Origin of the sequence: Streptomyces sp. NPDC008079 (genome assembly GCF_042957385.1) — a bacterium.
Classification (GTDB): Bacteria; Actinomycetota; Actinomycetes; order Streptomycetales; family Streptomycetaceae; genus Actinacidiphila.
In genome coordinates, this window is the sequence record NZ_JBIBIC010000001.1 from 1,221,673 (window position 1) to 1,248,573 (window position 26,901).

The 26,901-nt window shown below is 72.2% G+C and carries 24 protein-coding genes; 11 read left to right on the forward strand and 13 right to left on the reverse strand.

The genetic code is table 11. The features are described 5' to 3' along the window. Positions 1 to 91: 91 nt before the first annotated feature. Entirely contained in the window at positions 92 to 1,372 is a 1,281-nt protein-coding gene (locus tag ACFZAM_RS05360; RefSeq protein WP_391042920.1) for a hypothetical protein, read from the reverse strand. Between the two features lie 621 nt (positions 1,373 to 1,993). Between ACFZAM_RS05360 and ACFZAM_RS05365 the strand changes: the two genes are divergently transcribed. Both ACFZAM_RS05365 and ACFZAM_RS05370 read left to right on the forward strand, forming a co-directional pair. Beyond that, positions 1,994 to 5,239, forward strand: coding sequence for an AAA family ATPase (locus ACFZAM_RS05365; RefSeq protein WP_391042922.1), 3,246 nt, complete (start codon positions 1,994 to 1,996; stop codon positions 5,237 to 5,239). Positions 5,240 to 5,414: 175 nt separating this feature from the next. Beyond that, positions 5,415 to 5,768, forward strand: coding sequence for a beta/gamma crystallin domain-containing protein (locus ACFZAM_RS05370; RefSeq protein ID WP_355336359.1), 354 nt, complete (start codon positions 5,415 to 5,417; stop codon positions 5,766 to 5,768). A 91-nt stretch (positions 5,769 to 5,859) separates the two neighbouring features. On the opposite strand, the gene ACFZAM_RS05375 is transcribed toward ACFZAM_RS05370, so the two are convergent. From ACFZAM_RS05375 to ACFZAM_RS05385, 3 genes are read right to left on the reverse strand one after another with little or no spacing between them, the layout of a single operon-like run. After that, on the reverse strand, positions 5,860 to 6,759 hold the full coding sequence (locus tag ACFZAM_RS05375; protein WP_391042924.1) for a TIGR03619 family F420-dependent LLM class oxidoreductase: 900 nt from the start codon (positions 6,757 to 6,759) through the stop codon (positions 5,860 to 5,862). A gap of 23 nt (positions 6,760 to 6,782) precedes the next feature. After that, a complete protein-coding gene (locus tag ACFZAM_RS05380) occupies positions 6,783 to 7,028 on the reverse strand; it encodes a DUF397 domain-containing protein (protein WP_391042926.1) in 246 nt (81 codons plus the stop codon). Continuing rightward, positions 7,025 to 7,894, reverse strand: a complete 870-nt coding sequence (locus tag ACFZAM_RS05385) for a Scr1 family TA system antitoxin-like transcriptional regulator (RefSeq protein ID WP_391042927.1) — start codon at positions 7,892 to 7,894, stop codon at positions 7,025 to 7,027. Before ACFZAM_RS05385 ends, ACFZAM_RS05380 begins: the two co-directional genes overlap by 4 nt. Positions 7,895 to 8,054: 160 nt before the next feature. On the opposite strand from ACFZAM_RS05385, the gene ACFZAM_RS05390 reads away from it, so the two are divergent. Both ACFZAM_RS05390 and ACFZAM_RS05395 read left to right on the forward strand, forming a co-directional pair. Beyond that, entirely contained in the window at positions 8,055 to 8,519 is a 465-nt protein-coding gene (locus tag ACFZAM_RS05390; protein WP_391042929.1) for an ATP-binding protein, read from the forward strand. A 24-nt stretch (positions 8,520 to 8,543) separates the two neighbouring features. Beyond that, on the forward strand, positions 8,544 to 9,815 hold the full coding sequence (locus ACFZAM_RS05395) for a lanthionine synthetase LanC family protein (RefSeq protein WP_391042932.1): 1,272 nt from the start codon (positions 8,544 to 8,546) through the stop codon (positions 9,813 to 9,815). A 7-nt stretch (positions 9,816 to 9,822) separates the two neighbouring features. Here ACFZAM_RS05395 and ACFZAM_RS05400 read toward each other — a convergent pair whose 3' ends face one another. Further along, complete coding sequence (locus tag ACFZAM_RS05400; protein ID WP_391042934.1) at positions 9,823 to 11,274, reverse strand: amidase; 1,452 nt, start codon at positions 11,272 to 11,274, stop codon at positions 9,823 to 9,825. Between the two features lie 161 nt (positions 11,275 to 11,435). Between ACFZAM_RS05400 and ACFZAM_RS05405 the strand changes: the two genes are divergently transcribed. The 4 genes from ACFZAM_RS05405 (at position 11,436) to ACFZAM_RS05420 (ending at position 15,383) form a co-directional block, all read left to right on the forward strand. Beyond that, a complete protein-coding gene (locus tag ACFZAM_RS05405) occupies positions 11,436 to 11,924 on the forward strand; it encodes a MarR family transcriptional regulator (protein ID WP_355336369.1) in 489 nt (162 codons plus the stop codon). After that, complete coding sequence (locus ACFZAM_RS05410; protein ID WP_391042937.1) at positions 11,921 to 13,348, forward strand: MFS transporter; 1,428 nt, start codon at positions 11,921 to 11,923, stop codon at positions 13,346 to 13,348. The genes ACFZAM_RS05405 and ACFZAM_RS05410 overlap by 4 nt, the downstream gene beginning before the upstream one ends. A gap of 137 nt (positions 13,349 to 13,485) precedes the next feature. Further along, on the forward strand, positions 13,486 to 13,905 hold the full coding sequence (locus ACFZAM_RS05415; RefSeq protein ID WP_188285869.1) for a YciI family protein: 420 nt from the start codon (positions 13,486 to 13,488) through the stop codon (positions 13,903 to 13,905). A 65-nt stretch (positions 13,906 to 13,970) separates the two neighbouring features. After that, on the forward strand, positions 13,971 to 15,383 hold the full coding sequence (locus tag ACFZAM_RS05420; RefSeq protein WP_391042940.1) for a DUF6596 domain-containing protein: 1,413 nt from the start codon (positions 13,971 to 13,973) through the stop codon (positions 15,381 to 15,383). Between the two features lie 13 nt (positions 15,384 to 15,396). Here the strand turns inward: ACFZAM_RS05420 and ACFZAM_RS05425 are convergent, their stop codons facing one another. Together ACFZAM_RS05425 and ACFZAM_RS05430 are read right to left on the reverse strand one after the other, a co-directional pair. Continuing rightward, a complete protein-coding gene (locus ACFZAM_RS05425; RefSeq protein WP_391042942.1) occupies positions 15,397 to 15,528 on the reverse strand; it encodes a hypothetical protein in 132 nt (43 codons plus the stop codon). Next, positions 15,525 to 16,559 (reverse strand): zinc-binding dehydrogenase, encoded by a 1,035-nt coding sequence (locus tag ACFZAM_RS05430; protein ID WP_391042944.1) that lies wholly within the window; start codon positions 16,557 to 16,559, stop codon positions 15,525 to 15,527. Before ACFZAM_RS05430 ends, ACFZAM_RS05425 begins: the two co-directional genes overlap by 4 nt. 159 nt (positions 16,560 to 16,718) lie before the next feature. Here ACFZAM_RS05430 and ACFZAM_RS05435 point away from each other — a divergent pair, with 159 nt between their 5' ends. After that, positions 16,719 to 17,396, forward strand: a complete 678-nt coding sequence (locus ACFZAM_RS05435) for a WHG domain-containing protein (RefSeq protein WP_391042947.1) — start codon at positions 16,719 to 16,721, stop codon at positions 17,394 to 17,396. A gap of 85 nt (positions 17,397 to 17,481) precedes the next feature. Then, a complete protein-coding gene (locus tag ACFZAM_RS05440; protein WP_391042950.1) occupies positions 17,482 to 17,787 on the forward strand; it encodes a hypothetical protein in 306 nt (101 codons plus the stop codon). A gap of 45 nt (positions 17,788 to 17,832) precedes the next feature. Here ACFZAM_RS05440 and ACFZAM_RS05445 read toward each other — a convergent pair whose 3' ends face one another. Further along, a complete protein-coding gene (locus ACFZAM_RS05445) occupies positions 17,833 to 18,591 on the reverse strand; it encodes a hypothetical protein (protein WP_355336374.1) in 759 nt (252 codons plus the stop codon). Beyond that, the gene (locus ACFZAM_RS05450) at positions 18,588 to 19,982 is read right to left on the reverse strand and encodes a putative T7SS-secreted protein (protein WP_391042954.1); all 1,395 of its coding nucleotides are present in this window, start codon (positions 19,980 to 19,982) and stop codon (positions 18,588 to 18,590) included. The genes ACFZAM_RS05445 and ACFZAM_RS05450 overlap by 4 nt, the downstream gene beginning before the upstream one ends. Positions 19,983 to 20,127: 145 nt before the next feature. Here ACFZAM_RS05450 and ACFZAM_RS05455 point away from each other — a divergent pair, with 145 nt between their 5' ends. Then, positions 20,128 to 20,709 carry a hypothetical protein gene (locus ACFZAM_RS05455; RefSeq protein ID WP_355336376.1) on the forward strand — a complete coding sequence of 194 codons (582 nt, stop codon included), beginning with the start codon at positions 20,128 to 20,130 and terminating at the stop codon, positions 20,707 to 20,709. On the opposite strand, the gene ACFZAM_RS05460 is transcribed toward ACFZAM_RS05455, so the two are convergent. From ACFZAM_RS05460 to ACFZAM_RS05475, 4 genes are all read right to left on the reverse strand, one after another. Next, complete coding sequence (locus tag ACFZAM_RS05460) at positions 20,706 to 21,854, reverse strand: alpha/beta hydrolase (protein WP_391042957.1); 1,149 nt, start codon at positions 21,852 to 21,854, stop codon at positions 20,706 to 20,708. The genes ACFZAM_RS05455 and ACFZAM_RS05460 overlap by 4 nt on opposite strands. Before the next feature lie 76 nt (positions 21,855 to 21,930). Continuing rightward, entirely contained in the window at positions 21,931 to 23,415 is a 1,485-nt protein-coding gene (locus ACFZAM_RS05465) for an extracellular solute-binding protein (protein ID WP_391042960.1), read from the reverse strand. Then, positions 23,412 to 26,240, reverse strand: a complete 2,829-nt coding sequence (locus tag ACFZAM_RS05470) for a substrate-binding domain-containing protein (RefSeq protein ID WP_391042963.1) — start codon at positions 26,238 to 26,240, stop codon at positions 23,412 to 23,414. Before ACFZAM_RS05470 ends, ACFZAM_RS05465 begins: the two co-directional genes overlap by 4 nt. A gap of 5 nt (positions 26,241 to 26,245) precedes the next feature. Further along, positions 26,246 to 26,749 carry a hypothetical protein gene (locus ACFZAM_RS05475; RefSeq protein ID WP_391042966.1) on the reverse strand — a complete coding sequence of 168 codons (504 nt, stop codon included), beginning with the start codon at positions 26,747 to 26,749 and terminating at the stop codon, positions 26,246 to 26,248. Between the last annotated feature and the right edge of the window lie 152 nt (positions 26,750 to 26,901).

Genomic DNA, 26,901 nt, shown 5'->3' on the forward strand with positions numbered 1-26,901 from the left:
GCGAGCGAACAAAGCGGGGTGAGCGAACAAAGCGGGCTGAGCGAGCAAAGCGGGGGAAGCGAGCCGAGCGCTCCAAGAGGAAAGGTGTGCTTTAAGCGACGCCTGCGATTTCCGGCTCCTGGCCGTTCGGGCCCTGCTCCTCTTCCCGTTCCGAATCCCCACGGGATTCCTTCGCGGCGCGCCGGTCCCGTACTGTCACGTAAAGCAGCAGCCCGAACTGGAGTGCGGTGAGGCCGACGAAGCTGATCGCGTCGAGAATCCCGCTGGTGGCCGTCCCGGAATCGCTGAAGCGGTTGTTGATCTGCGACCAGAAGTGCACGGTGGTCGGAATCCCCGCCCACAGCAGGCTGCCGAGCGAGAATCCGTAACCGACCACCAGCATCGGCGCGTACCAGCGCGCCATCCGCCGGTCGCGGTCGGACCATTCGGCGTCGGGGTCGGCCACCGGGGGCGGCCTGCGCGTCCAGCGGCGGAAGAGCGTACGCACCTGGAAGCGGGCGGCGTTCTGGAGGTCGGAGCAGCGCAGGGCGTTGGTGAGGACGTAGTAGAGGTCGGTCTCCAGGTAGAACATGAACTGCCACAGCAGCCGCATCACACACGTGAAGGAGATCGCCAGCATCAGGGCGGAGATCCACGCGGGGCCGTGTCCGCGCAGCGCCACGGCCAGCAGCGTCAGGCCCGAGATCAGCACGGCGTCGGCCAGCATCCCGGCCACGAAGGGCAGATAGCGCCGCTTGCGCTCCACGCTGAACAGCGAGTCCAGCCGGGTCTCTGCGACCAGGTAGTACAGCCGGCGGCTGATCGTGAGCGTGGACGGCAGCCCCAGCCGCCGCCCGGACAGGGCGTGATAGCCCTCGTGCACGAGGATGCAGGGGATCTGAACGACCGTCAGGGCGATGGGGATCAGCGCGAGATGGTCGGTGAAGAACACGTCGTGGTACGAGGGCCGCAGCGACGAGTCCCTGATCATCCAGGCGGCGGCGGTCACCATCAGCGCGAGGTAGACCAGCCAGGCGGGCCAGGAGAACGTCCAGGCGCCGAGCCGCTGCCAGCGCACCGGGCCGGCCGGCTCGTCCTCGCCGTCCCCGCGCAGGAACCCCAGATCGGCCAGGACGTCGAGGAAGTCGTCCACGTCCAGCGGCTCGCCGCAGGTCCGTTCGTACCAGGCGGCCACCTCGGCCACCGGCACCCCGGCCTCCAGCATCCGCAGCGCCTCAGCGCCCTCCTCGGGGAAGACGGCGTACGAGGCGGTGTCCGGACGGCCGACCATCACGCCGTCGTCCTCGGGGATCATCGTGAGCTTGTGCAGCAGGACCGCGCCCCCGCCGCCGTCCGGCGCGGTCGTGGTGCCGTCCGACGAGGTCACGGTCATGCGGGGTGCCTCTCTACGGGGAAGTCGGTGACCGGAGCCGGTCACCGGAGCCGGGGCCTGCGCGAAGTGGTCAACAGGGCCCGGCTCCGGCGGTGTTGCTAGAGGGCCGAGCAGCAGTAGTACGCGGAGCTGGTCAGGCGGATGGTGCCGGCCTTGCGGATCGACATCTTCTTCATGGGGTTTCCTCCTCCCGGTTCCGTCGAGCGGTCTTCGGCCGCGGCTGGCCGCCGGGCCGAACCGGGCCAACTATGCGGTGGTAAAGCGCTCGCGCACGTCTGCAACATGACGTAGGCGCGTATGTGGGAATTGACTAGATGTACTCGTCCACGACCGCCGGGTGACCCCTTTTCGGCGTATACCCGTGTACGGCCGGGGACTTCACGGATTTCTGTTTGCGACAGATACGAGACCGCCGCCGGGGCGCGGCGCGGGGAATCACGCCGGATTCCCGCCGCGTCCGGTGAGCGAACACCGTCCGCCACCAGGCACCAAACCTTCACGCGGCCTTTGCGGAACGCCCGTACCGGCCACGATGAAAATGGGCCGGTTTCGCTCCGCCCCCGATGGCAGCTTCTTCGCTTCGCCGTCGACACACCGCTGCCGCGTGCTCACACTGCGCACATGACCAAGTCAGCGCCCTTCGTCGGGCGGTACCCCGAGAAGCGCGCCGCCGTCGCCGCCTTCGACCGCGCGGCGGCCGGCCAGGCCCAACTCCTCCTCGTCACCGGCGAGGCGGGTCTCGGCAAGACCCGCCTCGTCCAAGAGCTCGCCACCCTCGTCACCACCGCCCCCCGCCACGCCCGCCTCCGCACCGGCGACTCCGTCCCCCTCACCGGCCCCACCCTCGCCTACGGCCCCTTCATCGCCGCCCTCCGCGACCTCTTCGCCTCCGGCGCGGCCCCCCACCCCGCCCCCGGCGCCGCTCCACACGAGCGCGAACCCTCGCCGGACGGCGGCGCGCGTTCGCCGGGGAGCTTCGGGGGTGCGGCCGGTCCGTCGGACGGCGGCCCGGTGGCGGACGGCGTGGCCGGTGGGTCCGGCCGTTCCGGCGCGGGGAGGGGGTCCGGCGATGCCGGGGTCGGCCCCGCGCCCGTAGCCGGGGGTGCTGCGCGCGGGCGCGGGGGCTTTGACGGGTGGGCTGAGACCGGGCCGGCTGGTGGACGGGGCGCGGCGTACGCGTTCGGTGGGGGGCGGCCGGCCACGCGGCAGCGGGTGTTCGAGCGGGTGCTGGGGGTGCTGGGGGAGATGTCGGCGCGTACGACGCTGGTGCTGGTGCTGGAGGACCTGCACTGGGCGGACGCGTCCACGCGCGATCTGCTGGCGTTTCTGGCGGTGCGGCTGAGACGACAGCCGGTGCTGATCGTGGCCACGGTGAGGGAGGAGGAGCTGACGGCGGACGCGCGGCGCTGGTTCGCGGAGCTGGGCCGATGTCCGAGGGTGACGCGGCTGCGGCTGAGCGGCTTGGCGGACGCGGAGGTCGCCGAGCTGGTGACCGCGCTGCTCCCGGCCGACGCGGACGCCGCCGACGTGGCGGCGGCCGTATCGGCGGCGGAGGGAAACCCGCTGTACGCACAGGAGTTGGCGCGGGCGGCCCGCCCCTGGCCGCCCGCGTCCATCGCGGAAGTGGTCCTCGCCCGCGTGAGCTGCGTGGACGCCGACGTCCGCGAGGTCATCGACCAGATATCCGTGACCGACGACGGCATGACGCACGAACTCCTCGCCGCCACCGTCCCCTTACCCGAGCGAACGCTGCTGGCCGCCGTGCGCCGGGCCGTCGAGCAGCGCCTGCTCACCTCCACCGAGGACGGCTACGCCCTCCCGCACGGCCTGATCCGCCAGATCCTGTACGCCGACCTGCTCCCGGGCGAGCGCCGCCGCCTGCACCGCCGTTACGCGCACGCCCTCGCCGCCCGTACCGCCTCGGACCCCGCCCTCCTGGCCCGGCACTGGCACCTCGCCGACTGCCCCGCCCGCGCGGCCACTTCGGCCCTGACGGCCGCCCGCCTGGCCGTCAACGCCCGCGCGTACCCCGAGGCCCACCGCCTCTACGCCCTCGCCGTCACCCTCTCCGACCACCTCTCCGAGGCCGCCGCCACCTCTCTCTGGCCGGAGGCCGCCCGCGCGGCCAGCTACGCGGGCGAGCCCCAGTGCGCCACGGAGTACGTCACCCGCGCGCTGGCCCTGTCGGCGGGCGGCGGCCCGGCCACCCTCGACACACCACGCCACGGACCGCGTTCGGCCGAGGCGTACCGCGCCGACGGAAGCCACGCGGCAGCCGCCGTACAAGGGCAGGCACACGCACAAGCACACGCAGAAGCGCAGGCACAGGCACACGCACAAGACCGCGCCCGCCTGCTCGAACGCCTCGGCGCCTACCGCCGCGAGGCCGGAGACCCCTGGGGCGCCATCGCCGCACTGGAAGAGGCGCAAGGGCTCCTGGCCACGGCGCCCGAGGCGACCGGCGCCCTCGAAGCCAGAGTCCTGGCGGCGGCGGCCGACATGCGCGTCCAGGTCGGCGACCCGGACGGCGCGCTGCCGCTGGCGCAACGGGCCTTACGGATGGCCGAGCGCATCGGCGCCCTCGCCGAGCACGCCCACGCCCTCACCACCCTCGGCATCGTCCGCGCCCAGCGCGGCGACCTGGAGGCGGGCCTCGAAGCCCTGTGCGCCGCACGCGACTTGGCCCGCCGTACGGACTCCGTCGAGGACGTCCTGCGCGCGGCCAGCAACCACATGTACCTGCTCTGTACGGGGGGCCGCTTCGCGGAGGCGCGCGAAGTGGCCCTGACCGGACGCCGCGCGGCCAGCGAACTCGGCGCGCCGCCCCCGCTCACCGCCGTCCTGGACTTCAACACGGCCGCGGTCCTCGTCGCCACCGGCCGCTGGCCGGAGGCCGACCAGCTCCTGGCCGAACTCGTCGGCCAGTCCAGCGCCCACATCACCCGCTATCTGCACCTGCTCCAACTGGAGTTGGCCGTCGCCCGCGGCGACCGCCGCCGCACCGCGGAACTCACCGCCGTACTCGCCGAAGCCCCCGACGACCCCCGCCTGCTCGGCCCCTGCCACGCCTGCCAGGCCGAACAGGCGCTGGACGCGGGGGAGTTGGCGACAGCCGCCGACCACGTCCTGCACGGCCTGCGGGCCGTCGGCGGCGGCGCCCTCGCCGAGGAGGAGATCCGGCTGCTCGCCGACGGCGCCCGCCTCGCCGCCGAACTCGCCCTGCTGCCGGGCCCGGTACGCCCCCACGGCCTGCCCGCCGCCTGGGACGGCTCCGCCGTGACCTTCGCCGAACGCGCCGCCGCCATCGCCGCCCGCCACTGCGGCGAACCCGTCGTCGCCGCCTTCGGCGCCCTCGCCGCGGCCGAACACTCCCGCGCCGACGGCTCCGACGACCGGGCGACCTGGCGGCAGGTCGCCGACGCCTGGCGCGCCGCCGACCAGCCCTACCGCGAGGCGTACGCACGCCTGCGCGAGGCCGGGACCGCGATCCGCGCGGGCCGCCGCGAACAGGCGGGCCGCGCCCTGGCCGCCTGCCTGGGCCTGGCCGAACCCCTGTCCGCAGCACCGCTGTTGCGCCTCGCCCACGAACTGGCCACCCGCGGCCGTCTCACCCGGCCGCCCGACCCCACGACCCGGTCCGTCGCCGCCCAGGCCCGCCTCGACCTCACCGAACGCGAGGCCCAGGTCCTCGCCCTGCTCTCCCGCGGCGAGAGCAACCGCCAGATCGCCCGCTCCCTCTACATCAGCGACCGCACCGTCGCCGTCCACGTCTCCCACATCCTGGAGAAGCTCGGCGTCCGCAACCGCACCGAAGCCGCCCTGGTCTACGCGCGTACGGACCGCCCCCGTCCCGAGCCCGCCCCGTAACCAATCGCGCCCGGAACAAACACACCTTCGCTCGATCGAGTCAAAAACCGACGACATCGCTCCGCTTGCCGCATTTGCCAGAGGCATCACACCAAGATCGGCGGCGGGCCGCTGTCCGGCCTGAAGAAGCGAGCGAGCCGGGCCGGGTGCCGGGCTCCGTGTGAAGGGGATTTACGTGATCTCGAAAGCCAAGAAGGTCATCGGCTCGATGACCATGGCGCTGGCCGCCGCCGCCGCGCTGACCGTCGCCGTGCCGAGCGGCCCCGCCTTCGCCATCGACCACGTCGAGTGCGTCGGCGGCGCGGACTACCTGAAGATCTACTCGCACCTCAACGGCCGTGACAGCGTGGACTGTTACGCGAATTCGGGCCGGACCGACTTCGGCGGCTGGTGGGTCGACCGGATCGTCACGGGCAACAACGACCTGATCTACTACGACGTCAACGGCGACTCGGTGCGGATCAACCGCTGGACCGACATCACGTTCCCGAACCGCCCCCCGCGGGTCAAGAGCATCCAGATCCTCTGAGCCCGCGAGTCTGCGAGTCCGCGGGCCCGCGAGGGTACGAACCGGCGGCCGGGCGACGTACGGCGCCCGGCCGGGGTACCGGCTCCTCGGATCAGCCCGCGCGGACGCCGTCGAGGATCGCCAAGGCCCGCTCCACGGACTGGTCGACGCCCGCGTCGCTGTACATCGTGTCGACCATCACATGGTCGATACCGGTGCGCTCGCCCGCGGCCTTGATCACCGTCACCACCTGCTCCGTGGACGTGCCCGCCTCGATGTTGACGCGCAAGACCGCGTCGATGACGCGCGGATCGCGGCCCGCCGTCCGCGCCGCCTCGTCCACCCGCGCCCGCTGCCGGACGATGCCGTCGAAGTCCACGAAGCCCGGCACCACGCACACCGGCAGCCAGCCGTCGGCGCGTTCCCCGATCCGGCGCAGCGCCCGCCCCGAGCGCGCGCCCAGGTACACGGGCGGCCGGGGCCGCCGCGCGGGCTTCAGCGGCGCGTGGTGCAGCGGCACCGACAACCGCGCCCCGCTGTACCCGGCCGGGTCCTTCGTCCAGATCTCTTCGAGTACGTCCAGGGTCTCGTCCATCCTGGCGCCCCGCGTGGCGAAGTCCACGCCCGCGGCCTCGTACTCCTCCGGCGACCAGCCCACGCCGAACCCCGCGAGCAGGCGTCCCCCGCTGATCAGGTCAATGGTCGTGAGCGACCTGGCCAGTTGGACCGGCGGATACAGCGGCGCCACCAGTACGTGGCTGCCGAGCAGGACGTGCTCGGTGGCGCTCGCGGCCACGCCGAGCAGGACGAACGGATCGGCCGCCGCGTTCAACTCCGGCGGAATCGTGCTCCCGCCGCCGTACCCGACGCTCGGATCGACGGCGGCCAGATTCCGGTCGCCCACCCACAGGCTGGCTCCGCCCGCCGACTCGATCCCGCGCGCGAACTCGGCGGCCCGCGCGACCTCGAAAGCCTGCTTGTTGAACTGCGGCAGTGCGAATCCGACCTTCATGGCCTCCTCCTACCCCGCCAGCCTCAGAGTTGGCTCGCAAAGCTCAGGAAGTCCGCCCACTGGGCGGGGGAGAAGGCGAGTTGGGGCCCTTCCTTGTCCTTCGAGTCCCGCACGTGGACGGTGCTCGGGCAGGCCGAGACCTCTACGCAGTTGTCGCCCTCAGATCCGCTGTAGCTGGACTTGTGCCAGGTGGCGGCCACCTCAATGCAATTGTCACCCTGAGCACTGCTGTAACTGCTCTTGAACCAGGCCAGATCGGACGTGCTCATAGCGCTCCTCGCATTCGCTCCAGCAGGCCCCGCGAGTCATCGGGCGTCAGAGCCTGCGAGCGCAGTTTTGCATACCGCTGCTGGAGCTCGCTGATCTCTTTCAGGTCTCCGATGAGGCGGCCGTTCTTCTGCCCCTCGGAGTAGGCGTACCAGCGGTTCTTCGGCGTCTCCAGGAGAGCGAGCGGTCCGTCCAGGCCAGCGTGGACGGGCCGTTGGAGCGGCATGATCTGCAACACGATGTTCCAGTGCGTCGCGACGACGTCCAGCAGATGGTCGAGCAATTCCCGCGTGACGTCCTCGCCGCCGGTATGCCTTTCGAGAACGGCCTGTTCGAGGATGAAGCTGAACGCGCATGGCCGATCGCGGTGGGTGGACAGCAGGGCCTGCCGCTTGAGCCGCGCTGTGACGCGCTCAGTGATGGCCTTCTCGCTGACCAGCGGCGGGACGCTCTCGACGACAGCGCGCGCGTATGCCGCCGTCTGCAACAACCCAGGAACGATGCGGCAGTCGTATGTGTCGAGGCTGATCGCCGTCTTCTCCAGGCGCGCCCACTGGTGGAACCAGGCCGCGAGGCCGGGCTGCCGCCCGACATGGTCGAGCGCCTTGCGTAAAGCTCCGGTGTTGCCGAGAACCGGTTCGGCGCGGTCCACGAAGTCGGCGTCGGGCATGCGTCGCCCCTGCTCGATCGAGGCGATCGTGTGTTTGGAGAAGCGCACCTGGTCGCCGAACTCCTCGCGGCTGAGACGCGCGTGTTCCCGGAGCGCCTGGACAAACGCACCGAAGGTGCGCAAGCTGTCCGACGTCTCGGGCTCACTGCCGAACGTCCCCGTACCGTTGTCTCCCGCACCGTCCATGCCATCGGCCATCCTTGGCCACCTCCCGCGCGCCCGCCCGTTTGACCACATCGAGTCGGACAATGCTCACAGGGGGTGACGGGTACTGTCTACGTTTGGTGCGCGTACGCTGGCGCAGCGTACGCGGCGGGACCCTGGTGGGAGGGGCGGGGCCGGGGTCACATTGGGCGGTATGACAGCACCAACGATGCACGAACTCCCCGTGACCGAACGTGAGTTCAGCCAGCGGTTCAGCGCCACGCGGCGCGGGGCCCGGCTGGCGCGGCACGCGGCGTCGAACGAGCTCCACCTGTGGGGTGTCGCGCACGGCACCGAACTGGCCGAGACGGCCGCCCTGTTGGTGGCCGAGCTGGCGACCAACGCCGCCACCCACGGCCGCGTGGCCGGGCGCGACTTCGAACTCCGTATCCGCCTCACGGCGACCCTGCTCCGTATCGACGTCTCCGACGCCCGCGGGGAACGCCGTCCCCCGGACCCCGGCCAGCTCCGTCCCGCCTCCCCGCTCTCCGACTCCGGCCGGGGGCTCCTCCTGGTCGAAGCCCTCGCCACCCGCTGGTCGGTCCTCCCCCGCGACCCCGTCGGCAAGACGCTCCGCGCCGAACTCGACCTCCCCCTTCCCCTGGAAGTGGCCCCGTAGCGAGAGCGTGCCAAAGTGGGCGTTATGACGGCTGACGCAACAGACGTAACAGCGGATGAGGTCGAGGAGTTGTCGGCGGACGCGCTGCGCTGGCTGCTCGGGAACGCGCGGGAGGGCGAGGACGGCGGGCTCGCCTGGACCACCACGCCCTCGGACGACGAGCCGAACGCCTCGCTCTACAGCGGTACGGCCGGTGTGATCCCCGTACTCCTCGAAGCGCGGCGGCACTTCGCGGACGACCGGTACGGCGACGCGGCCGTGCGCGCCGCCCGTAGTGTTTCCGCCGCCGTCGACGGCTGGGACGGCAGCTCGCTGTACTTCGGCCTGACCGGCATGGCGTTCGCGCTGCGGGCCGTCCACGACGAACTGGGCGCCCCGGAGGCCGCGGCAGGCGCCGCGCGGGCCCTGGACCTGGTGCGCTCCCGTTTCGACGGGACGCGCTGGGGCGTGCTGTTCGAACTCCTCGGCGGCAACGCCGGTATCGGCCTGGGCGCGTTGGCGATGGGCGACGCCGACCTGGCCGTGCTCGCCGTGGAGCCGTATCTGCGGACGGCCGAGGAGACCTCGGCGGGCGTCCACTGGGAGGTGCGCACCGACGCGGCCCCGCGCCTGCACCACATCTCGCACGGCACGCTCGGCATCGTGTACGCGCTGGCCCGCGTCGGCTCGGCGACCGGCCGCACCGACCTGGTCGAGCTGGCGCGGGCGGGCGCCGCCGACGTCGTGGCGCGCGACGAGGACGGGCCGGACGGTTTCCTCGTACCCCACTCCGACCCGCAGGACCGGCCCGAACTCATCGAGCGCTACAGCTACGGCTGGTGTCACGGACCGGCCGGTGACGCCCAGGTCTTCCGGCTGCTCCGGGACGTCCTCGACGAGCCCGCCGCCTGGCAGTCGCTCGCCGACCGCTGCTGGCACACCGTGACCCACTCCGGCCTGCCCCGCCGCCTGCGGCCCCGCTTCTGGGACAACAACGGCCGCTGCTGCGGCACCGCGGGCGTCCTCGCCCTCGCCTGCGACCGGCTGGCGGAACAGGGCGACCCCCCGGACTTCGCCCGACTCCTCGCCGCCGACCTCTCCTCCCGCGCCACCCGCGACCGCGACGGCGCCCGCTGGTCCAACATCGAGCACCGCGCCACCCCCAGCACCCTCGAACCCCACCCCGGCTGGGCCATGGGCACCGCCGGCATCGTCCGCGAACTCCTCCGCTTCACCCGCCTCACCCGCCCCGCCACCCCCACCCCCGCCTACGCCCTCCCCTGGCCCGACCACCACCCCACCACCCCGGCCCGCTGAGGCGGGGTTATGTCGGGGGGTGGAAGCCGCCGGTCAGTGGTTCGAGCAGTTCGGCCAGGCGCAGCGGGGTGCGGTCCTCGAACATCGGGCCGACGAGCTGGACGCCCACCGGCAGGCCCTCGGGGGACCGGCCCGCCGGGATGGCGGTGGCGGGCAGGCCGGGCATGGTGGGCAGACCGGCCCAGACGAGCTGGTCGAAGTACGGGTACCCGGCGCCGTCGATGTCGATCCGGCGTCGCCTCGGGTCGGGGCCGTGGTCGTGCGGGAAGGCGGGGGTGGGCGTGATCGGGCAGACCACGGCGTCGAATTCGGCGAAGAACCGCCGCCAGCCGTGCCGGTGGAGCTCGCGGCGGCCGTTCGCGCCGAGCCAGTCGCGGTGGCTCAACACCATGGCGCGCAGCCGCGTCGCCTCCAGACTCTGGTCGTCCGGGCTCAAGTCGGCGGCGAGAGCCCGCAGTTGCTCCTGGGCCTCGACCGGGAAGTGCGCCGTGGAACTCGACATCAGGAGCTGTGTGTAGACCACCGCGGCTTCGGCCAGATCGGGCAGCAGCGGGCTGTGCCGTTCGACGCGGGCGCCGCCGTCGGCCAGGGCGTCGGCCACCCGGCTCACGGCCGCCCGTACCGCGGCCCCGGTCGGAATGTGCGGGTGCTGGTCGAGGACCAGGACCCGGAAGTCGCCGAGCCGCTCGTGGCGCGCGGGCGGCAGCCTCACCTCGTACGCCACACCGGACGTCAGCGGGTCGGGTCCTGCCATGACGTCGAGCAGGAGCGCGAGGTCGCGCGCGGAGCGCGCCATCGGGCCGACGACGGCGAGGTCGAGGTCGACCGGCAGCGCCGGTGCGGGCGGCTGGGCCATGCCGCGGTTCGCCGCCAGCCCGAGCGTCGGCTTGTGCGCGTAGATCCCGCAGAAATGCGCGGGGGTGCGCAGCGAACCGGCGATGTCCGAGCCGATGGACAGCGCGCCGAAGCCGGACGCGAGGGCCGCCGCCGATCCGCCGGAGGAGCCACCCGACGTGCGGCCGTGGTCCCACGGGTTGTTGGTGGTGCCGTAGATCTCGTTGAAGCTCTGGATGTCCTGGAGCCCGACCGGCACATTGGTCTTGCCGAGCACCACCGCGCCCGCGGCCCTGAGCCGCGACACCTGCACCGCGTCCTCGGCCGGCAGGTGGTTCCGGTGCTGCGGCATGCCCCAGGTCGTGGGGAGCCCGGCCACGTCGTACGACTCCTTGACCGTCACGGGAATGCCGAGCAGCGGCCGGTCCTCGCCGCGGGCCCGCGCCGCGTCGGCCTCCCGCGCGGCGGCCCGAGCGCGGTCGAAGTCCGGCACGCAGATCGCGTTGACCGCCTCGTCGTCCCGCTCGATACGGGCTATCGCCTCGTCGGTCAGTTCCGCCGAGGTCACGTCACCGGCGCGCAGGGCGGCACGGAGTTCTTCCGCCGTCTGAAAGCTTCTGTCCATGCCAGGGACCGTACGGGCGGTCGGCTGGAGCCACGAAATGTCGATTCGGGCAAGGGAAAGCCGCCCCGATCTCCGGGGGTTCGGGGGCCACTTCGCGGCTGGCCCCGGCGCGCCCGGAGCCGTAGCCTCCGCAATTGTCGCAGCGCTGTTATATTAGCGCTGTGACAACTTCTGATCCCACCGCGCTCCCCGACCCCTGGCACACCCTGCACGAGCTGCTGGCGGCCATGGACGCCGAGATCGAGCAGCTCTACGTCGAGCGCGGCATCACGGGCGTACGGCCCCGGTTCGCGTATCCGCTGATCCGGCTCGCGCACACCGGGCCGCTGACCATCCGCGAGCTGGCGAAGTCCCTGAACCGCTCGCACTCCGCGATCAGCCAGACCGTCGCCGCCATGCGCAAGGAGGACCTGGTCACCTCGGAGCCCGGCCCCGACGCCCGCACCCGGCGGATCGACCTGACCGAACGCGGCCGGTCGCTCGTACCGTTCCTGGAGGCGGAGTGGCGCGCCACCCACGAGACCGTCGCCGAACTGGACGCCGAGGTGCCGTACGCCATGACCGCCGTCGTCGAGGAGGTGCGGCGCGCGCTGGAACACCGGTCGATGCGCCAGCGCATCCTCAACCGCCTGGTCGAGCCGCCGAAGTGAGCGGACGGATACGCGTCCGGTTCCTCGACACCCGTCCGCTGCGCGGCAGTCAGCCCTTCCGCGACCTGTGGATCGGCACGTCCGTCTCCCAACTCGGCGGCCAGATAGCCAATGTGGCCGTCCTCGCCCAGGTCTGGGACCTCACCGGCAGCCCGGTCGGCACCGGCGCGATCGGGCTCGCCACCGGGCTGCCGATGCTGCTCTTCGGGCTGCTCGGCGGCGCGTTGGCCGACACCGTCGACCGCCGCGCGCTCGTACGCGCCACCACCACGGGCCAACTCCTGGTCGCCGCTGCCCTGTGCGCCCAGGCCCTGGCCCACAACAGGAACGTCCTGCTCCTGCTCGCCCTCGTCGCCCTGGCCACCGTCTTCAGCGCGCTCGGCGCTCCCGCCCGGCGCACCTTTCCCGTCCGGCTGCTGCCCGGCGACCAGGTCGCGGCCGGTCTCGCCCTCACCAACGTCTCCTTCCAGGCCGCGATGCTGGCCGGGCCCGCCGCGGCCGGACTGATCATCGCCCGCTGGGATTTCCCCGCCGCGTACGGGATTCAGGCCGTGGCCATGGCGGTCTCGATGCTCGCGGTGATTCGCCTCCCGGCGATGCGGCCGGAGGGGGGTGAGGGGACGGCGTCCGAGGGGGGCGGTGGCTGGCGTCGGCGCGCGAAGTGCGGCGTGTTTGGGCTTGGGCCCGCGAAGGGCGGTGGGCTTGGGCGCGCGAAGGGCGGTGGGCCGGGGCCTTCGCGGGGCGGTCGGCGGCGTGCCGAGCGCGGCGGGTGGCGGATCGTCCTGCGCCGACCCACCCTCTGGGGCTCGATGGCCACCGACCTGGCCGCGACGCTCCTCGCCATGCCCGTGGCGCTCTTCCCCCTCGTCAACGAGATCCGCTTCGGCGGCAACCCGCGGACCCTCGGCCTGTTCCTCTCGGCCGTCGCGGTCGGGGGCATCACGGCCGGTCTGCTCTCCGGCACGGTGACCCGCTGGCGGCGCGGCGGCCTCGTACAGCTCTCCGCAGCCGTGGTTTGGGGCCTGGCGCTGGCCGGGTTCGGGCTGGCGGGGCCTTTGTGGCTGGCGCTCGGCTGCCTGGCCGCGGCGGGGGCCGCCGACACCGTGTCCGTCGTCACGCGCAGCGCCCTGGTCCAGTGGGAGACGCCGGACGCGTACCGGGGGCGGGTCTCCTCCGTGGAGCACGTGATCGGTGTCGCGGGGCCCGAACTCGGCAATTTCCGGGGCGGCCTGCTGGCCTCGGCCACCTCCGCCCCGTTCTCGCTGGTCCTCGGCGGGGTGTCCGCCGTCCTGGCGGTGCTGGCCGTGGCCGCGACGAACGCGCCGCTCCGGGCGTACCGCACGCCGTCCCACGGCGGTGCGGACACCGACGCCGGGCCGGTCCCGGACGCCGACCTGGCGGTGGCCTCCGGCCAGGTCCCGTGAATTCTCCGAATTCGATCCGGCCGCCGTGTCGATCCGCTCCCGCGCCGTTCGACCTTGGGGGTGAGAGGGTCGGAAAACGGCCCCCGGAGCGCGTCAGCGCTGAACGCACGGAACAGAACAGAGTGGAGACAGCCGTCATGGCGAAGTACATGCTGATCATGCGTGGTACGGACGAGTCCGTCGCGAAGATGATGGAGACCCCGTTCGACGAGATGCTGGAGACGGTCGGCCGGTTCAACGAAGAGCTGATCCGGGCCGGGGTCCTGGTGGCGGCGGAGGGGCTCGACGACCCGGGCCAGGGGGTCGTGGTCGACTTCAGCGGTGAGGCGCCGGTGGTCACCGACGGCCCGTACGGCGAGACGAAGGAGCTGTTCGGCGGCTTCTACCTGATCGACGTGGCCTCGAAGGAGGAAGCGGTCGAGTGGGCGAAGCGGCTGCCCGCCGTCGCGGGTTCGAAGTGCGAGGTGCGCCGGGTGCCGAGCATCGAGGAGTTCCCGCAGGACAACGAGTGGATCACCAAGGAGCGGGCGTGGCGCGAGCGGACGGGCCAGATCTGAGCGGGTCGGATCTGAGCGGGACGGTTCCTGACGGGCCGGATCTGAGCGGACCGGTTCCTGACGAGGTGGCTCGGGGCGGGTCGGTTCCGGGCGGGTCGGCTCCCGGCGGGTCGGCTCCCGACGGACCGGCTCCCGACAGGTCGGCTCCCGACGGACCGGCTCCCCGCAGTACGGAGGCCGCGCGCCGCGCCGTCGAGGCCGTCTGGCGGATCGAGTCGGCCCGCGTCGTCGCGGCCCTGGCCCGTTACACCGGGGACTTCGAACTGGCCGAGGACGTGGCGCAGGAGGCCCTGGCCGAGGCGCTGGTCGGCTGGTCACGCGACGGCACACCGGCGAACCCGGTGGGCTGGCTGCTCGCGACCGGGCGGCGGCGGGCGATCGACGCCTTCCGCCGCCGCTCGGCGCTGGACCAGCGGTACGCGCTGCTCGCGGGGGAGGCGGCCGAGGACGCGGGTACGGGCGTGGCCACGGGAAGGGCCGCGGGCCCGGATACGGGTGTGGGCTCGGCGGCCGACGCCGACCTGCCCTGGGACCCGGACCGTATCGACGACGACATCCTGGCCCTGATGTTCATCTCCTGCCATCCGGTCCTCTCGCCCGAGGCCCGCGTGGCCCTGACCCTGCGCGCGGTCGGCGGCCTGGCCAGCGAGGAGATCGCGCGCGCCTTCCTGGTGCCGGTGCCGACCGTCCAGGCGCGGATCACCCGTGCGAAACGTACGATCGCCGCCGCCGAGGTCCCGTTCGCCCTGCCCCCGGCCGAGGAACGGCGGGAACGGCTCGGCGGCGTCCTCAGCGTGCTCTACGTCATCTTCACCGAGGGGTCGACCGCGACGTCCGGCGACGACCTCCTCCGCCCTGACCTGGCCTACGAGGCGATCCGGCTCACCCGCGTACTGGCCGCCCTGCTGCCGCGCGAGCCCGAGGTGCACGGTCTGCTCGCCCTCTGCGAACTGACCGCCGCCCGCTTCCCCGCCCGCACCGGCCCCGACGGCGAGGCCGTACTCCTGGAGGACCAGAACCGGCGCCTGTGGGACCGCTCGGCGATCCGCCGTGGCCGGGCGGCTCTCGAACGCGCCTCCACCGTCGGGCGCGGCCTGGGCCCGTACGGCCTCCAGGCGGCCATCGCGGCCTGCCACGCCGCTGCGCCCTCCGTCGCCGCGACCGACTGGGAACGGATCGTCGTGCTCTACGAAGCCCTCGGCCGTATCGCCCCCTCGCCGGTCGTGGACCTCAACCGCGCGGTCGCCGTCGCGATGGCCCACGGGCCGCAGCCCGCCCTCGACCTCGTCGACGAACTCGCCGCCGCCGGTCACCTCTCCCACTCCCATCTCCTCCCCACCGTGCGCGGTGAACTCCTCGCCCGCCTCGGCCGCACCGCCGAAGCCCGCGCCGCACTCCAGCTCGCCGCCCGCCACTGCCCCAACACCCGCGAACGCGCCTTGCTGCTCCGCAAGGCCGATGCCCTGCCGATGCCGTGACCGCGTCCGGGCGTCAGCGGTGCGTCGGTGGCGTCAGCGGCGCGTCGGTGGCGGGGTCGGGGTGGGTGCCGGTGCCGGGGTTGAGGGGCGGTGCCGGTGCCGGACCGGCCGGGCCCTTGCTCGACCGGCGCGGCGGGCGCGTCACGCCGTGAGGACGACCTTCCCGGCGACCGTCCCCGACTCGGCCAGCCGGACCGCCTCCGCCACGCGTGCCAGCGGCAGTTGGGCCGCGACCCGGGCGGTGACGTCGCCGCGCTGGAGCGCGGCGAAGACCTCGGTGAGGTCGGCGCGCAGCCGGGCCCGGAAGCGGTCCTTGGCCAGGGCCTTTCCGGCCCAGAGGTTGTAGAAGTAGGCGCGGCGGCCGTTGGGCAGCGTGTTCCAGACCCAGACGCGGGCGATGATCTTGAGCACGGGCCACTGCTTGGAGCCCTCGTCGTTGAGCGTGGACGCGGTGCCGTAGGAGACGAGCGTGCCGCCGGGCGCGAGCAGCCGCCACGAGTCGACGACGCCCCGGCCGCCGACGTGGTCGAAGACGGCGTCCACCCCGCCGGGCGCGAGGGCGCGGACCTGGGCGGCGACGTCGCCCGCGCGGTAGTCGACCGGTGTGACGCCGCGCTCCCTGAGCGCGTCGTGGTGCCGTACGGACGCCGTGCCGATCACCTTGACGCCCGCGACCCGCGCCAGTTCGACCAGGACGGAGCCGACGCCGCCGTTCGCGCCGAGCACGAGGACGGTCTGTCCTGCGCGGACGCGCGCCTTGCGGTGCAGCATCTGCCAGGCGGTGGCGCCGTTGACCACCATCGCCTCGGCCTCCGCCGCGCCGACCCCCTCGGGCACCGGGACGGTGTCGGCGGCGTCGACCACCACGTGGCTGGCCCAGCCGCCGGTCTTGGTGAGCGCGGCGACCCGCGTGCCGACCAGGTCCGTGCCGACGCCCTCGCCCGCCGCCTGCACGGTGCCGACCAGGTCGTAACCCGGCACGAAGGGGAACGGGGGCTGGTCGTAGTAGCGGCCCCTGCGCATCTGCTGCTCGGCGAAGGAGACGCCGGTGGCCTCCATCCGCACCACGACCTGGCCGGGGCCCGGCGTGGGGACGGTGCCGTGCCTGACCTGGAGGCCCTCCGGCTCGACCTTGCCGGGCAGGACGACCTCGGTGAGTTCTTCGGTGGTGTTCATGGCGGCCTCCGCTGCGAGCTGCTCGTTACTGACGTTTGCGTTCGTTAGAAGTTCTAACACCTCACGATCGGGAGTGTCAATAGCGTTCGTGATAGCCTCTAACTAAAGGGAACACGGGCACGACGCTCGGGCACGACGTACGGGAAGGAGGCAAGGCCAGTGGCTGAACCGGGTACGACCACCAGCACCCCGCGCGAGCGGTACCGGGCCCAGGTCCGCGAGGAGGTCAAGAAACACGCGTGGGAGCAGATCGCGACGGCGGGCGCCTCAGCGCTCTCCCTCAACGCCATCGCCAAACAGATGGGCATGAGCGGCCCCGCGCTCTACCGCTACTTCGCCGGGCGCGACGAACTCATCACCGAGCTGGTCAGGGACGGCTACCGCAGCCTCGCCGACACCTTCCTCAGCGTCCACGCCGCCGCCTCGGCCTACGACTCCCGGCCCGAACTGGTCGCCCTCGCCCACGCCCTGCGCGGCTGGGCCCTGGAGGACCCGCACCGCTACTTCCTCCTCTACGGCACGCCCGTCCCCGGCTACCACGCCCCCGACGACATCACCGGCATCGCGTCCGAGATCATGGCCGTCCTCCTGGACGCCTGCGTCGCCCTCGACCCCGACGCCACCGCCCCCGTCACCCCCTTCGACGCCCACCTCGCCACCCACCGCGCATGGGCCGACCCCCACCCCGCCCCCACCACCGCCCTCCACCGCGCCCTCACCTGCTGGACCCGCCTCCACGGCGTCCTCTCCCTCGAAGCCGCCGGCCACTTCACCGGCATGTCCCTCGACCCCGCCCAGCTCTACGAAGCCGAACTCCACGCCCTCCTCAAACCCTGAGCTCACCGCCGCGCCAGGGCAGTTGGACCTATTCTGGGAATCGGCAGAGGCGCGACACGAAGACGCGATACGGACGGGGGGCCGGATGTCTTTTCTGCGGTTCGCGGGCGACGAGGTCAAGGACATGGCACGCAAGCTGGAGACCAGCGGCGACCAGATGAAGAGCGCTTCGAAGGAGATGAAGCACGCCAACACCAAGGAGATCGGCCACTCCGGTCTGGAATCGGCGTGTGACGACTTTGCCGACTCCTGGGACTACGGATTCGGCCAGCTCTCCAAACTCACCCAGGGCGTCTCGGAGTTCGCGAATCAGGCCGCCGGGGAGTTCGCCAAGATCGATCAGAAGCTCCTCGACGAACTCAAGAAGGCGGGCGAGGGCGGCGGCGAGTAATCCGTCCGCCGCTCGCCCCGCGGGCCCACTCCCCGCGCCTCGGCCTCAACCGTCGTGCTCCTGGGACGGATTGAAGGTGAACGTCCGCCCGATGTGTGCGAGCCGCCCGCTGTAGGAGTCCAGCAGGAAGAGCGACGGCGTCGAGATCGTCACGTAGACGCAGTAGTCGCGGGGCGCCGGGACGATCAGTTGCAGCGCCGCCACGGGCAGCGTCGGCCGTATTGTCGCCGCGGCGCCGGTAGGATCCTCGACTCCGGCCGCGGCGGCCATGCCCGCGGGGAGCGTCAGCAGCCGCAGCGAGGTCGACATCACGCCGGGCCCCGCGGGCAGCTTCGCGGCGATCAGGATGTCCTGCCTGCCCTGCACACCCTTGCCCAGAGGGAAGTTCAGCTCTTGAAGCCGGCCCTCGCGTGCGAAGAGCTTGCGCTGCTCCGCCTGGAAGATCGCCTCGGCGGCGAGCAACCGGTCCCGGTGCGTGCTGGGCCGTACCGTCACGGCCAGCAGGCCCATCGACAGGCGTTCGTCGCCCTCCACGTCCTCCGTACCCAGGCACATCGCGGTAAGGACGACGGTGTCCCCGCTGCCCGCGGCCAGACCCGGCAGACTGGCACGCATCTGCGCTCCCGCAGAAGCCAGTTGCTCCTCGTCGGCGTCGGGCATCAACGTGGCCAGCGCCTCGTGCCAGCCTTCGGACTCAGTGGGTTCCGGCAGCCGGATGAACTCGTCGGGTACCTGGTATCCGAACGCGTACGGGATCTCCCGCCCCGCGCCCTTTGCCGTGCCTTGGGCAGTCGGGCCGCTCACGCCGCTGTCCCGTACTGCCCCTGCTCCAGCCCCTTGGCGAAGCTGTTGCCCGCTGACGTCAAGGTCGTGGGGACGTCGAACGTCGGGCCGAGCGGGCCGGGCGCCATGACCGTGGGACTGTTGTCGGGCGCCTTGTAGTTGACGAATCCGGCGATCGGCCCGACTACGGGGATGTCGGAGATGTTCCAGTCGCCGTCGGTCCACCGGCCGTCGTTCGCGTTGGACCCGAGCGCGAAGCCCGCGCCGGTGACGGTGCCCACGAAGTCGAACACCTTGCCCGTGGCCACATACGTCCAGCCCTGCCCTGCCATGCTGAAACCGCGCAGGGTGTTGGCGACACCGCTGGGTATCTTGGCGATGTTGCCCAGCGCGCCGGGCCGGATCTTGCCGAGCGTCGCCACGATGCCTTCCGCGACACGCAGTTCACGCCCCGCCTGTACCATCGCGCGCCCGGCCTTCATCATGCTGCCGCCCGCCAGACCGATACCGCCCGCGATCACACCCGCGGCGTCCCAGGCCAGAGTCTGCCAGGTCACACCTTCGGCGCCGCCGATCATCGCGGCGCTGTGCGCGGCGAGCGCGCCCACGCCGACGATGAAGCCGATCAGGCCGAGCGCCCCCACTCCGGTGCCGAGAGCGAGGGCGACCAGGCAGATCACGCCGATGACCATCGCGATGTCGGCGAGTATGTCGCCGACCAGTTTCCAGAAGTTCGGATCGGACAGGACGTTCCACGCGTCGGCGAGGAAGTCGGTGACGCTGTCGACCAGATTGTCGAACCAACCCGGCTTCGGCGGGGCGTCGTCGGTGGCGTCCTTCAGCGCGCGCGCCGTCGAGTCGGCCGCGGTGGTGTACTCGACGTGCAGAGTACGGGCGCGCCCCCGGACCGACTCCAGTTCGCCGTGCGCCGTGTCGTACGCCTGCTGCTTGCCCTTCTTGTCCCGCTCGTGCGCTTCCTTCTCCGTGTCGGACATCGTGGAGGTGTCCGCGGGAAGACCGGTCAAGGAACTCTTGGTCGAGTCGACCTTCCGCGCCGCGGCAGCCGCCTCTTCCTCCAGCCCGCGGGCCCGCGACTGGAAGCCGTCCAGACTGGTCTCCCAGCCCGCCAGGGCCCGGTGCGCCGAATTCACCGCGTCAAGGGCCTTCTTGAGATATGGCGGAATCTTTTCCACGGACTCCGTGAAGGCGTCGGCGGACTTCCCCACCCATACACCGTCCGAGGTGCCGATCTTGCTCAGTTGGCTCTGGGCGCTGCCGCTATTGTGGGCCACTTGCCCCACCGCGGAGACCATCAGACGGACGGTTTCCAGATCCCCCGGAGCCGGATCGAAGCCAAGGTTCGGATACTTCAACGAGCCCACGCTCGCCCCCCATCCGCATGACGAACTCATGCCGCTTCGTTCAGAGATGACTTTTTCTTGACCAAGCTATAAGAAGATCCTTGCGGTATGGATGGTTCCGCCGAGTCCCGGATGCGGGTCCGCCGGCGGGGACCGGACAGAAGGTCATGCCAGACCACGGAGGCCGGAGGTCGTGATGTTCGTGGAGGCTCAACTCAAGGCGCTGATGCGGGACGGGGCGCGGGGAGCGGCGCGGCATGAGGCGCGGAATCTGGTGGGGTCGTGGCGGAGATTCGCGGCGTTCGCCTTTGTCGCCGAGCAGTACGGCTACCGGTACGAGGGGATGGCGGCGACGTCGCCGAAGGGGAGTCCGAATCCGTATTTCGGGTTCCGGCGGGAGGCGGACGCGGCGGAACGGGCGACCCTGGCCGCCGCGCGGTATCCCGAGGGACTGCGCGGCGGCCAGTTGCCGGGAATGCGGCCGGGACGGCGGCGGCTGCGGCCGTCGCCGGAGGTGCGAGAAGAGGTCGAGCTGCTGCACGCGCGTATTCAGGTGGACTACGCGCGAGGTCATCGCAGGCGCGGCCTGATCCAAGTAGTGGTGCTGCCGCTGGCGTTGCTGATCCCGCTGTCCCAGTTCGGGTTCACGGCGGGGCCGTTGCTCGTCTGCGGCGGTGTCTGGGCGTTCTTCGTCGGGTTGTGGGGGCTGGGGGTGCTGCTGTCCCGGCGGCGGTTGGTGAAGTACGGCGCCGTGTTGCGGGCCGCTGACCGGGCCTAGGGGGTGGGGGCGGGGAGGGCTATGCGGGTGGTGGCGGGGGTGTGGGGGAGGGGGTGGCGGCCCGTGAGGACGGGGAGGCCGGTGGGGTCGGCGTACAGCTCGTAGCGGTAGAAGGCGACGGCGTACGCGGTGAGGGCGTCCTGCTGGTGGGCGGGGGTCAACTCCTGCGCCGGGCAGGTGCTGTCGTCCTCGCCGAGCGGGGCCGGCGGGGTCCAGGACCGGTTGTAGTAGTTGTGGTTGGCGTGCTGGAGAGAGACGGAGAAGTCCGTCACGGTGTTCAGGCCCGCGATGTCGTCCAGATACTCCTGGCCCTGCTCGTGGACGGCTCCGTCACAGGTACTGGTGACGACCGCGAACGGCACCTTCGTGTCGAGGGTGTCGCTGTTCTCGCCCTCCGGGTAGTCGAACTTGACCGGCGCCAGCGCGAGAACGGCCTTCACCCGTACGCCCGTCGGCCACTCGGCGCGGTGCTTGTCGGACGCCTGCCACATGGCGCCCTTGCCGCCACGCGAGTGCCCCAGGGTGCCGACGCGCGTCATGTCGACGTGGCCGGTGAACGCGGGCGCGACCGCGCGGCCGGTCGCCGGGTCGGTGAAGCGGCCCTTCAGGGCGCCGCCGCCGTTGGCCAAGTCCCGCCACAGCCGCAGGTGTTCGTTGATCAGGCGGGCGCGGTCGCCGTAGTCGAAGGACGTCATGTTGATGGCGTCGGCGCTGAGCGAGACCACGACGAAGCCGCGCTCGGCCAGCGCGCGGCCGAGGTAGTCGTAGCCCCGGTAGCTCGGGTACGGGTGCGAGCCCGCCGGGCACGGCCAGGTCTGCGCGTCCGCGTCGTCGCAGGCGTACCAGGAGCCGTGCGACATGACGACCAGCGGCAGCCGCCCGGTCAGATGACGCGGGTAGTGCACCACGGCCCGCACCTCGCTGACCGTGCCGGACTCCGGATCGGTGAACGCCGTGTCCCCGAGGTCGTATTCGGCGGTCCCGACGCCGGCGGCGGTCGTGGCTGCGGTCGTGGCGGCGGTCTCGGCGGTCGCATGCGGTACGGCGGCGACGGCCGGTGTCTGCGTGCCCGCCGCCAGGAGCCCGGCGGCCAGCAGCAGCGAGGCCGCCGCCGTGCGGACGGTGGATCGAAGAGGAGATCTCATACTCCGGTCAACACGCTGGAGCACCGCCCGAGTTGCCTCACCGGCCCCAGGCGTGTCAAAGACGATCACCAGCGCCCTACTTGCCCTTCAGGATCTTCGCCAGCGACCGGTCGAGGGAATCGGCGAGCGGCCCCGGGTCGATGGACGAGCCGCCCCCGCTGAACGGACCGGTGTCGGAGATCCAGTCGTGCAACTGCGCCTGGAGAAGCTGCGTGAGAGCGCCGTAGTACGGGGTGCGGGGGCGCTGCACCGCCTGGGTCAGCGCGGGCAGCAGCGTGGAAGCGGCGTACGCGGGGCGGCCGTCGGCGTCGCGCGGCATGTCGAGCGACTCCGACGACGCCGAGGCCCCCGGACTCGGAGAGCCGCCGGAGCCCGCGGAACCCCCAGAACCCCCGGAACCCCCGGACCCGCCGGAACCCCCGGACCCCTTCGTGCCCGGCGCGAGCGTGCACCGCACCTTCGCGTCCTTGTACGCCGACTCCCGCGTCGCCGCGAATCCGGCGTCCAGCAGGCACCGCTCCGACTGCGCGTCCGTCAGGTACTTGACCAGGTCCAGCGCGTACTTCGCGCGCGGCGACCCCGCCGCCACGGCCAGATTCTGCCCGCCGAGCACGGCCTTCCCCGGCAGCCGCGCCACCTGCATCCGCGAGGGGCCGAAGGTCCGCGACAGCGCGCCGTACGCGTACGGCCAGTGCCGCAGGAAGACGGTGTGCCCGGCCGCGAAGTCGCCGAGGGATGTCGACTCGTCGGAGGTGAGCGCCTCGGGCAGCGTCTCGTCATGGCCCGCGCGGGACTTCAACTCGCTCAAAGCTGCCCGCAGTTTCGCCGGGTCGGCCGTGTAATGACCTTCGGCGTCCGCGAGTTGGACCCCCACCGAGGCGAACGCCTCAATGGCGTTGACCGTCAGCCCCTCGTACGCGCCGAGTTGGCTCGTCCACCCCGCTATGTAGCCCTTGGGCTGGTGGTCCTTGTCGGCGTCGACATCGCTGATGAGCGTCTGGAGCTCCTGCCAGGTGGTGTCGGCCTTCGGGAAGCTCGCCGGATCGATGCCGATGGCCTTGATGGTGTCGGCGCGGTAATAGAGCAGCCCCACATCGCTGTTGAAGGGCGCCGCGTAGGTGTGGCCGTCCCACCGCGCGGTGCCCGCGACGGACGGGATGACGTCCCCGTCGTCGAGATTCATCTGGTGGTCGAGCGGGCTGATCAGCCCGGCCTGCGCGAACTCCGGCACCCAGGTGACGTCCAGATTCACCACGTCGTACGCGGAACTGCCGGACTGGAGCGCGCCGAGCAACTGGCTGCGCTGCTGGTCGGCCTCACCGGGCAGCTCGACCAGCCGCGCCGGGTGCCGCCTGCCCTCCGGCGTCCCGTTCCACTGCTCGATGAGCTGCTGGCGCACCCCGTCGCTGCCGGTCACGTCCAGACCGCTGGCCACGATGATCTCGCCGCCGCCGGTCGTCGTGGGCTGCGCGGCACGGCCCCCGCCGCCCCCGCCGGTGCACGCGGCGGCAGCGAGCGCGAGCAGGCACAGGGCGGCGGTCGCCGCGCGACGCCGCCTCACCGGGCGTTCCCCGTTCCCGCGCGGGCGACGTCGTCGCGCAGCTCCGAGACCTGGCTGCTCGACGCGTTCAGACAGCGCCCGCCGCTGGTCCTGGCGATCTGCGCGCCGACCGAACCGGCAGCGCAGCCGCCGCCCGGTGCCAGAGACACCCACTCCACCGGTACGGGACGGGCGGCGATCCGCGCCAGCAGGTCGGGGAGATCCCGGCCCTTGAAGTGCTCGTCGTCCTCGTCGTCGGTGATGTAGACAATCAACTGCGCCCCGCCCGTGGCCTTCTGGTGCTCCGTCATCTCGGTGAGCGCGGCGTCCAGCGCGGGTCCCGGGTAGGACTCCTCGTCCACCAGCTTCGTCGCCTTGACCTCGCGGCGGATACCGGCGAGGTCGGAATGCCTGCCCAGCGGCACCAGTTGCTGCGTCGGCGGCTTGTCGACCACCGTCCACACGCCGTACGCGTCGTCCGGCCCGAAGGTGTCGAGCGACTGCGACAGCAGGTCGAGGGCGCCCGCGGAATTGCTCCAGTAGGTGTCCATCGAGCTGGACTTGTCCAGCAGATACAGCACCCGGCCGGGGCCGAGCGCGTGCCGGTAGCGGTCCAGCGCACTGCCCACGGCGGCGGCGTACCTCGCCAGCCACTGGGCGTCGGGCGGGTAGGTGCCGGGCATGACCGTACTGCCGGGAACGACGGCCCCGGAGCCCGTGTCCGTCGCCGTGCCGCTCGCGGAACCGCTGGTGGTGCCGGTCGCGCCCCCGACCGTCCGGTAGCCGTCGTCGGTGAAGACCTTCTGCCCGGCCGCGCCGGTCAGCCAGGTGTGGAAACGGTCGACGGCGTCCTTCCTGGCCGTCGCGTCGCGGTCCGCGCCCTTCCACGTGACGTGCACGAACGGCAGGTCGAGCGGCGCGACATCGGCCGGATACTGCGGCGCGCGGGGATGGAGCCTGTTGTTGTCGCAGCCCACCCGTGCCTTGGCGTCCGCGTGCGTGTTGAACTGCGTCATCACCTGCTCGGGCACCAACACCGCCGCGTTGTCCTTCAGTTCGGGGTCCGCCCCGGCCAGCGCGCACATCAGCGCGTACGAGTCGGGCTGCGCGGGCCGCAGTTGGGCCGCCTGCCGCTCGAACTGCCCCACGACCGCGTCGCTCACGGGCGCGACGCCGTTCTGCCCGTACACCCCGACCGTCGCGAGCTGCGCCGAATCCGTGGACTCGGGATCGGCGCGGAGCACCGGCACCGTCTTGGGGTTGTTGCGCTTGAGCTGGTCGAGGAGCTGGCCGAGCGGGGTGCCCGTGACCGAGGCCGGGGTACTGGCCAGGGTCGTCGGGATGGCCAGCACGACCGGGGTGTACGCGACCGGGCCGAGCGAGCCGAGCTCCACGTCGTCGCCCTTGCCGACAAGGGACTTGGCGCGGGCCAGGGTGACGTCGGAGCCCGGTATCCAGATGTCCGGCTGCGCGCCGATGTCGCGCTGCGGGCGCAGTTCACCGGTCGAGCGCGGCGTACGCCAGTCGGCCGCGTGCTGGAAACCGGTCACCGCGTCGGCGGACTTGGGGTCGACCAGGCTGATCCCGGAGCGGCGGCAGCCGCTCCCCGTGTGGTTGGCGCCCGAGGTCAGATACGCGGCCACGGCCTTCTTCACGGTCGGGGCCGCGTCCGGGTCGGTGAGCAGCCGCAGTTCGACCGGCGGCGCGCAGGCCGTACTCCCGCCGGCCCAGGTGTAGACGCCGTAGCCGCCTCCGGCGAGGAGCACCGCGAAGGCGGTGAACAGGGGGATGAGGACCTTGGGATTGTGGCCCTTGCCGGGACCGGCTGTGCCCGAACTCTCCTTACGGGGACGGCCCTTGCGCTGCTCGCGCTCCCCAGGACGGCCGCGCTCCCCACGGCTTCCCCGCTCCCCGCGACCACCCCGGTCTCCACGGCTTCCGCGCTCTCCGCGACGGCCCCGCCCCGTACGCCCCGCGCCCGCGCCGATCCCGGCCGCCGCGAGCGCCGCCCGCCACCAGGCCGCCCGGCCCGCGGCGTTCCGCCGGTCGATCTCCTCCAGCAGCCGCGGCGAGAGCCCGAGCAGCACGTCCTGCCGGGACTCGGCGGCGTGGTGACGCGGCACCCACGGATCGTCGCCGCCTTCCGTGAACTTGTGCCGCATCGCCTCGTACAGCGCGGCCGACAGCGGGATCAGCTCGATCCGCGCGGCCTCTTCCGGCCCGACGTCCTCATCGGTCCTCGGCAGCCCGTCGCGCAGCAGCCGGATGAGCTGTTTGGTGTACGGCGTCGGCTCGTGCCCGTTGCCCCCCGGTATCCGGCGGTTGATCTGGACGGCGGTCAGCACCGAGATACGGTCCCTGCCGCGGTGCAGCGTGCCCGGCTTGAATTCGAGCAGCGCGTTGCCCGCGTAGCAGCAGTCCAGGATCACCACGATCCGGTCGACCAGCCGGCGTTCGGCGATGTCCCTGAGCCTGGGCAGCACATGGCTGCTCCAGGACACCGCCTCCGCGTAGTCGTCGCGGCCGATCCTGCGGGACTCGCCGACCAGCAGGTGGAAGTTGTCGCCGTTGCGGTCCACTCCGCCGTGCCCGGCGAAGTAGAGCAGGAACAGGCCCTCGGCGGCCTTGGCCTCGTTCTCCAGGTGCGAGAGGAATTCGAGCTGGGTCCTGGGGAGCACCTGCCGGACCTCGTTGGCCCCGAACACCCCTCCGGCCATCAGGGTTTCGACCAACTGGCCGAGGTTGTGCCGCACGCCCGGCAGGTCGTCCAAGTGGTCGTACCGGTACACCCCGAAGAGCAGTGCGCGATTGGCCTTGCCGCGTGGGTCGTAAGCATGCGAGGACACGATGGCTAGGTGTTCCTTCCGCCTTCGTCGTCCTCCGGCTCCTCGTCGGCGTCGTCCGTGTCGTCCGCCCCGTTGCCCCCGTTGGCTGCGCCGTCCCCGTCCCCGTCCCCGTCCCCGTCGCCGCCGTCGACCCCGTCGCCCGCGCCGTCCGCCTGGACGTCGGTCACCATGGGGTGGTCGTCGCTGCTGCTGTTGGCCGCCCACGCGTGGGCGGCGACCTTCGCGCGGTTGTAGAGGTCCTCGAAGACCGGGGTGATGGCCGCGCCCGCGATCACCAGCACCAGTTCGACGAGGCCGCCGCTCATCGGCGGGCCGTCCCGCCGCTCCTCCGGGTCGTGCCGCCCGCCGTCGTACTCGCGGACCTCCGCCGTGAGCTGATGCGCGGCCTCGGCCTGCGCGAACCAGTCCTCCAGGCTCAGCCAGCGGTACAGCGCTTCCAGATCCTGCGCGTCGTCGCCAGTGACCCGAATCCGGATCCTGCGGCCCGGCTCCCCGTCCCCATGAGTCATAACTCACTACTCTTGCACGGACGCTGACACTCCGTCACTACCTTGCGCCGACGCGCCCCCACGGGTGATCCGCCGGCCCCCACGGGTGATCCGCCGGCCCCCACGGGCGATCCGCCGGCCTCCACGGGTCGCCCGCCAGCCCCCCGCGGGGC

Bases quoted from the DNA above. Each gene is read 5' to 3' on its own strand.
- ACFZAM_RS05360 (WP_391042920.1), bottom strand. From the start codon at position 1,372: ATGACCGTGACCTCGTCGGACGGCACCACGACCGCGCCGGACGGCGGC.
- ACFZAM_RS05365 (WP_391042922.1), top strand. From the start codon at position 1,994: ATGACCAAGTCAGCGCCCTTCGTCGGGCGGTACCCCGAGAAGCGCGCC.
- ACFZAM_RS05375 (WP_391042924.1), bottom strand. From the start codon at position 6,759: ATGAAGGTCGGATTCGCACTGCCGCAGTTCAACAAGCAGGCTTTCGAG.
- ACFZAM_RS05380 (WP_391042926.1), bottom strand. From the start codon at position 7,028: ATGAGCACGTCCGATCTGGCCTGGTTCAAGAGCAGTTACAGCAGTGCT.
- ACFZAM_RS05385 (WP_391042927.1), bottom strand. From the start codon at position 7,894: ATGGCCGATGGCATGGACGGTGCGGGAGACAACGGTACGGGGACGTTC.
- ACFZAM_RS05390 (WP_391042929.1), top strand. From the start codon at position 8,055: ATGACAGCACCAACGATGCACGAACTCCCCGTGACCGAACGTGAGTTC.
- ACFZAM_RS05395 (WP_391042932.1), top strand. From the start codon at position 8,544: ATGACGGCTGACGCAACAGACGTAACAGCGGATGAGGTCGAGGAGTTG.
- ACFZAM_RS05400 (WP_391042934.1), bottom strand. From the start codon at position 11,274: ATGGACAGAAGCTTTCAGACGGCGGAAGAACTCCGTGCCGCCCTGCGC.
- ACFZAM_RS05415 (WP_188285869.1), top strand. From the start codon at position 13,486: ATGGCGAAGTACATGCTGATCATGCGTGGTACGGACGAGTCCGTCGCG.
- ACFZAM_RS05430 (WP_391042944.1), bottom strand. From the start codon at position 16,559: ATGAACACCACCGAAGAACTCACCGAGGTCGTCCTGCCCGGCAAGGTC.
- ACFZAM_RS05440 (WP_391042950.1), top strand. From the start codon at position 17,482: ATGTCTTTTCTGCGGTTCGCGGGCGACGAGGTCAAGGACATGGCACGC.
- ACFZAM_RS05450 (WP_391042954.1), bottom strand. From the start codon at position 19,982: ATGAGTTCGTCATGCGGATGGGGGGCGAGCGTGGGCTCGTTGAAGTAT.
- ACFZAM_RS05455 (WP_355336376.1), top strand. From the start codon at position 20,128: ATGTTCGTGGAGGCTCAACTCAAGGCGCTGATGCGGGACGGGGCGCGG.
- ACFZAM_RS05460 (WP_391042957.1), bottom strand. From the start codon at position 21,854: ATGAGATCTCCTCTTCGATCCACCGTCCGCACGGCGGCGGCCTCGCTG.
- ACFZAM_RS05475 (WP_391042966.1), bottom strand. From the start codon at position 26,749: ATGACTCATGGGGACGGGGAGCCGGGCCGCAGGATCCGGATTCGGGTC.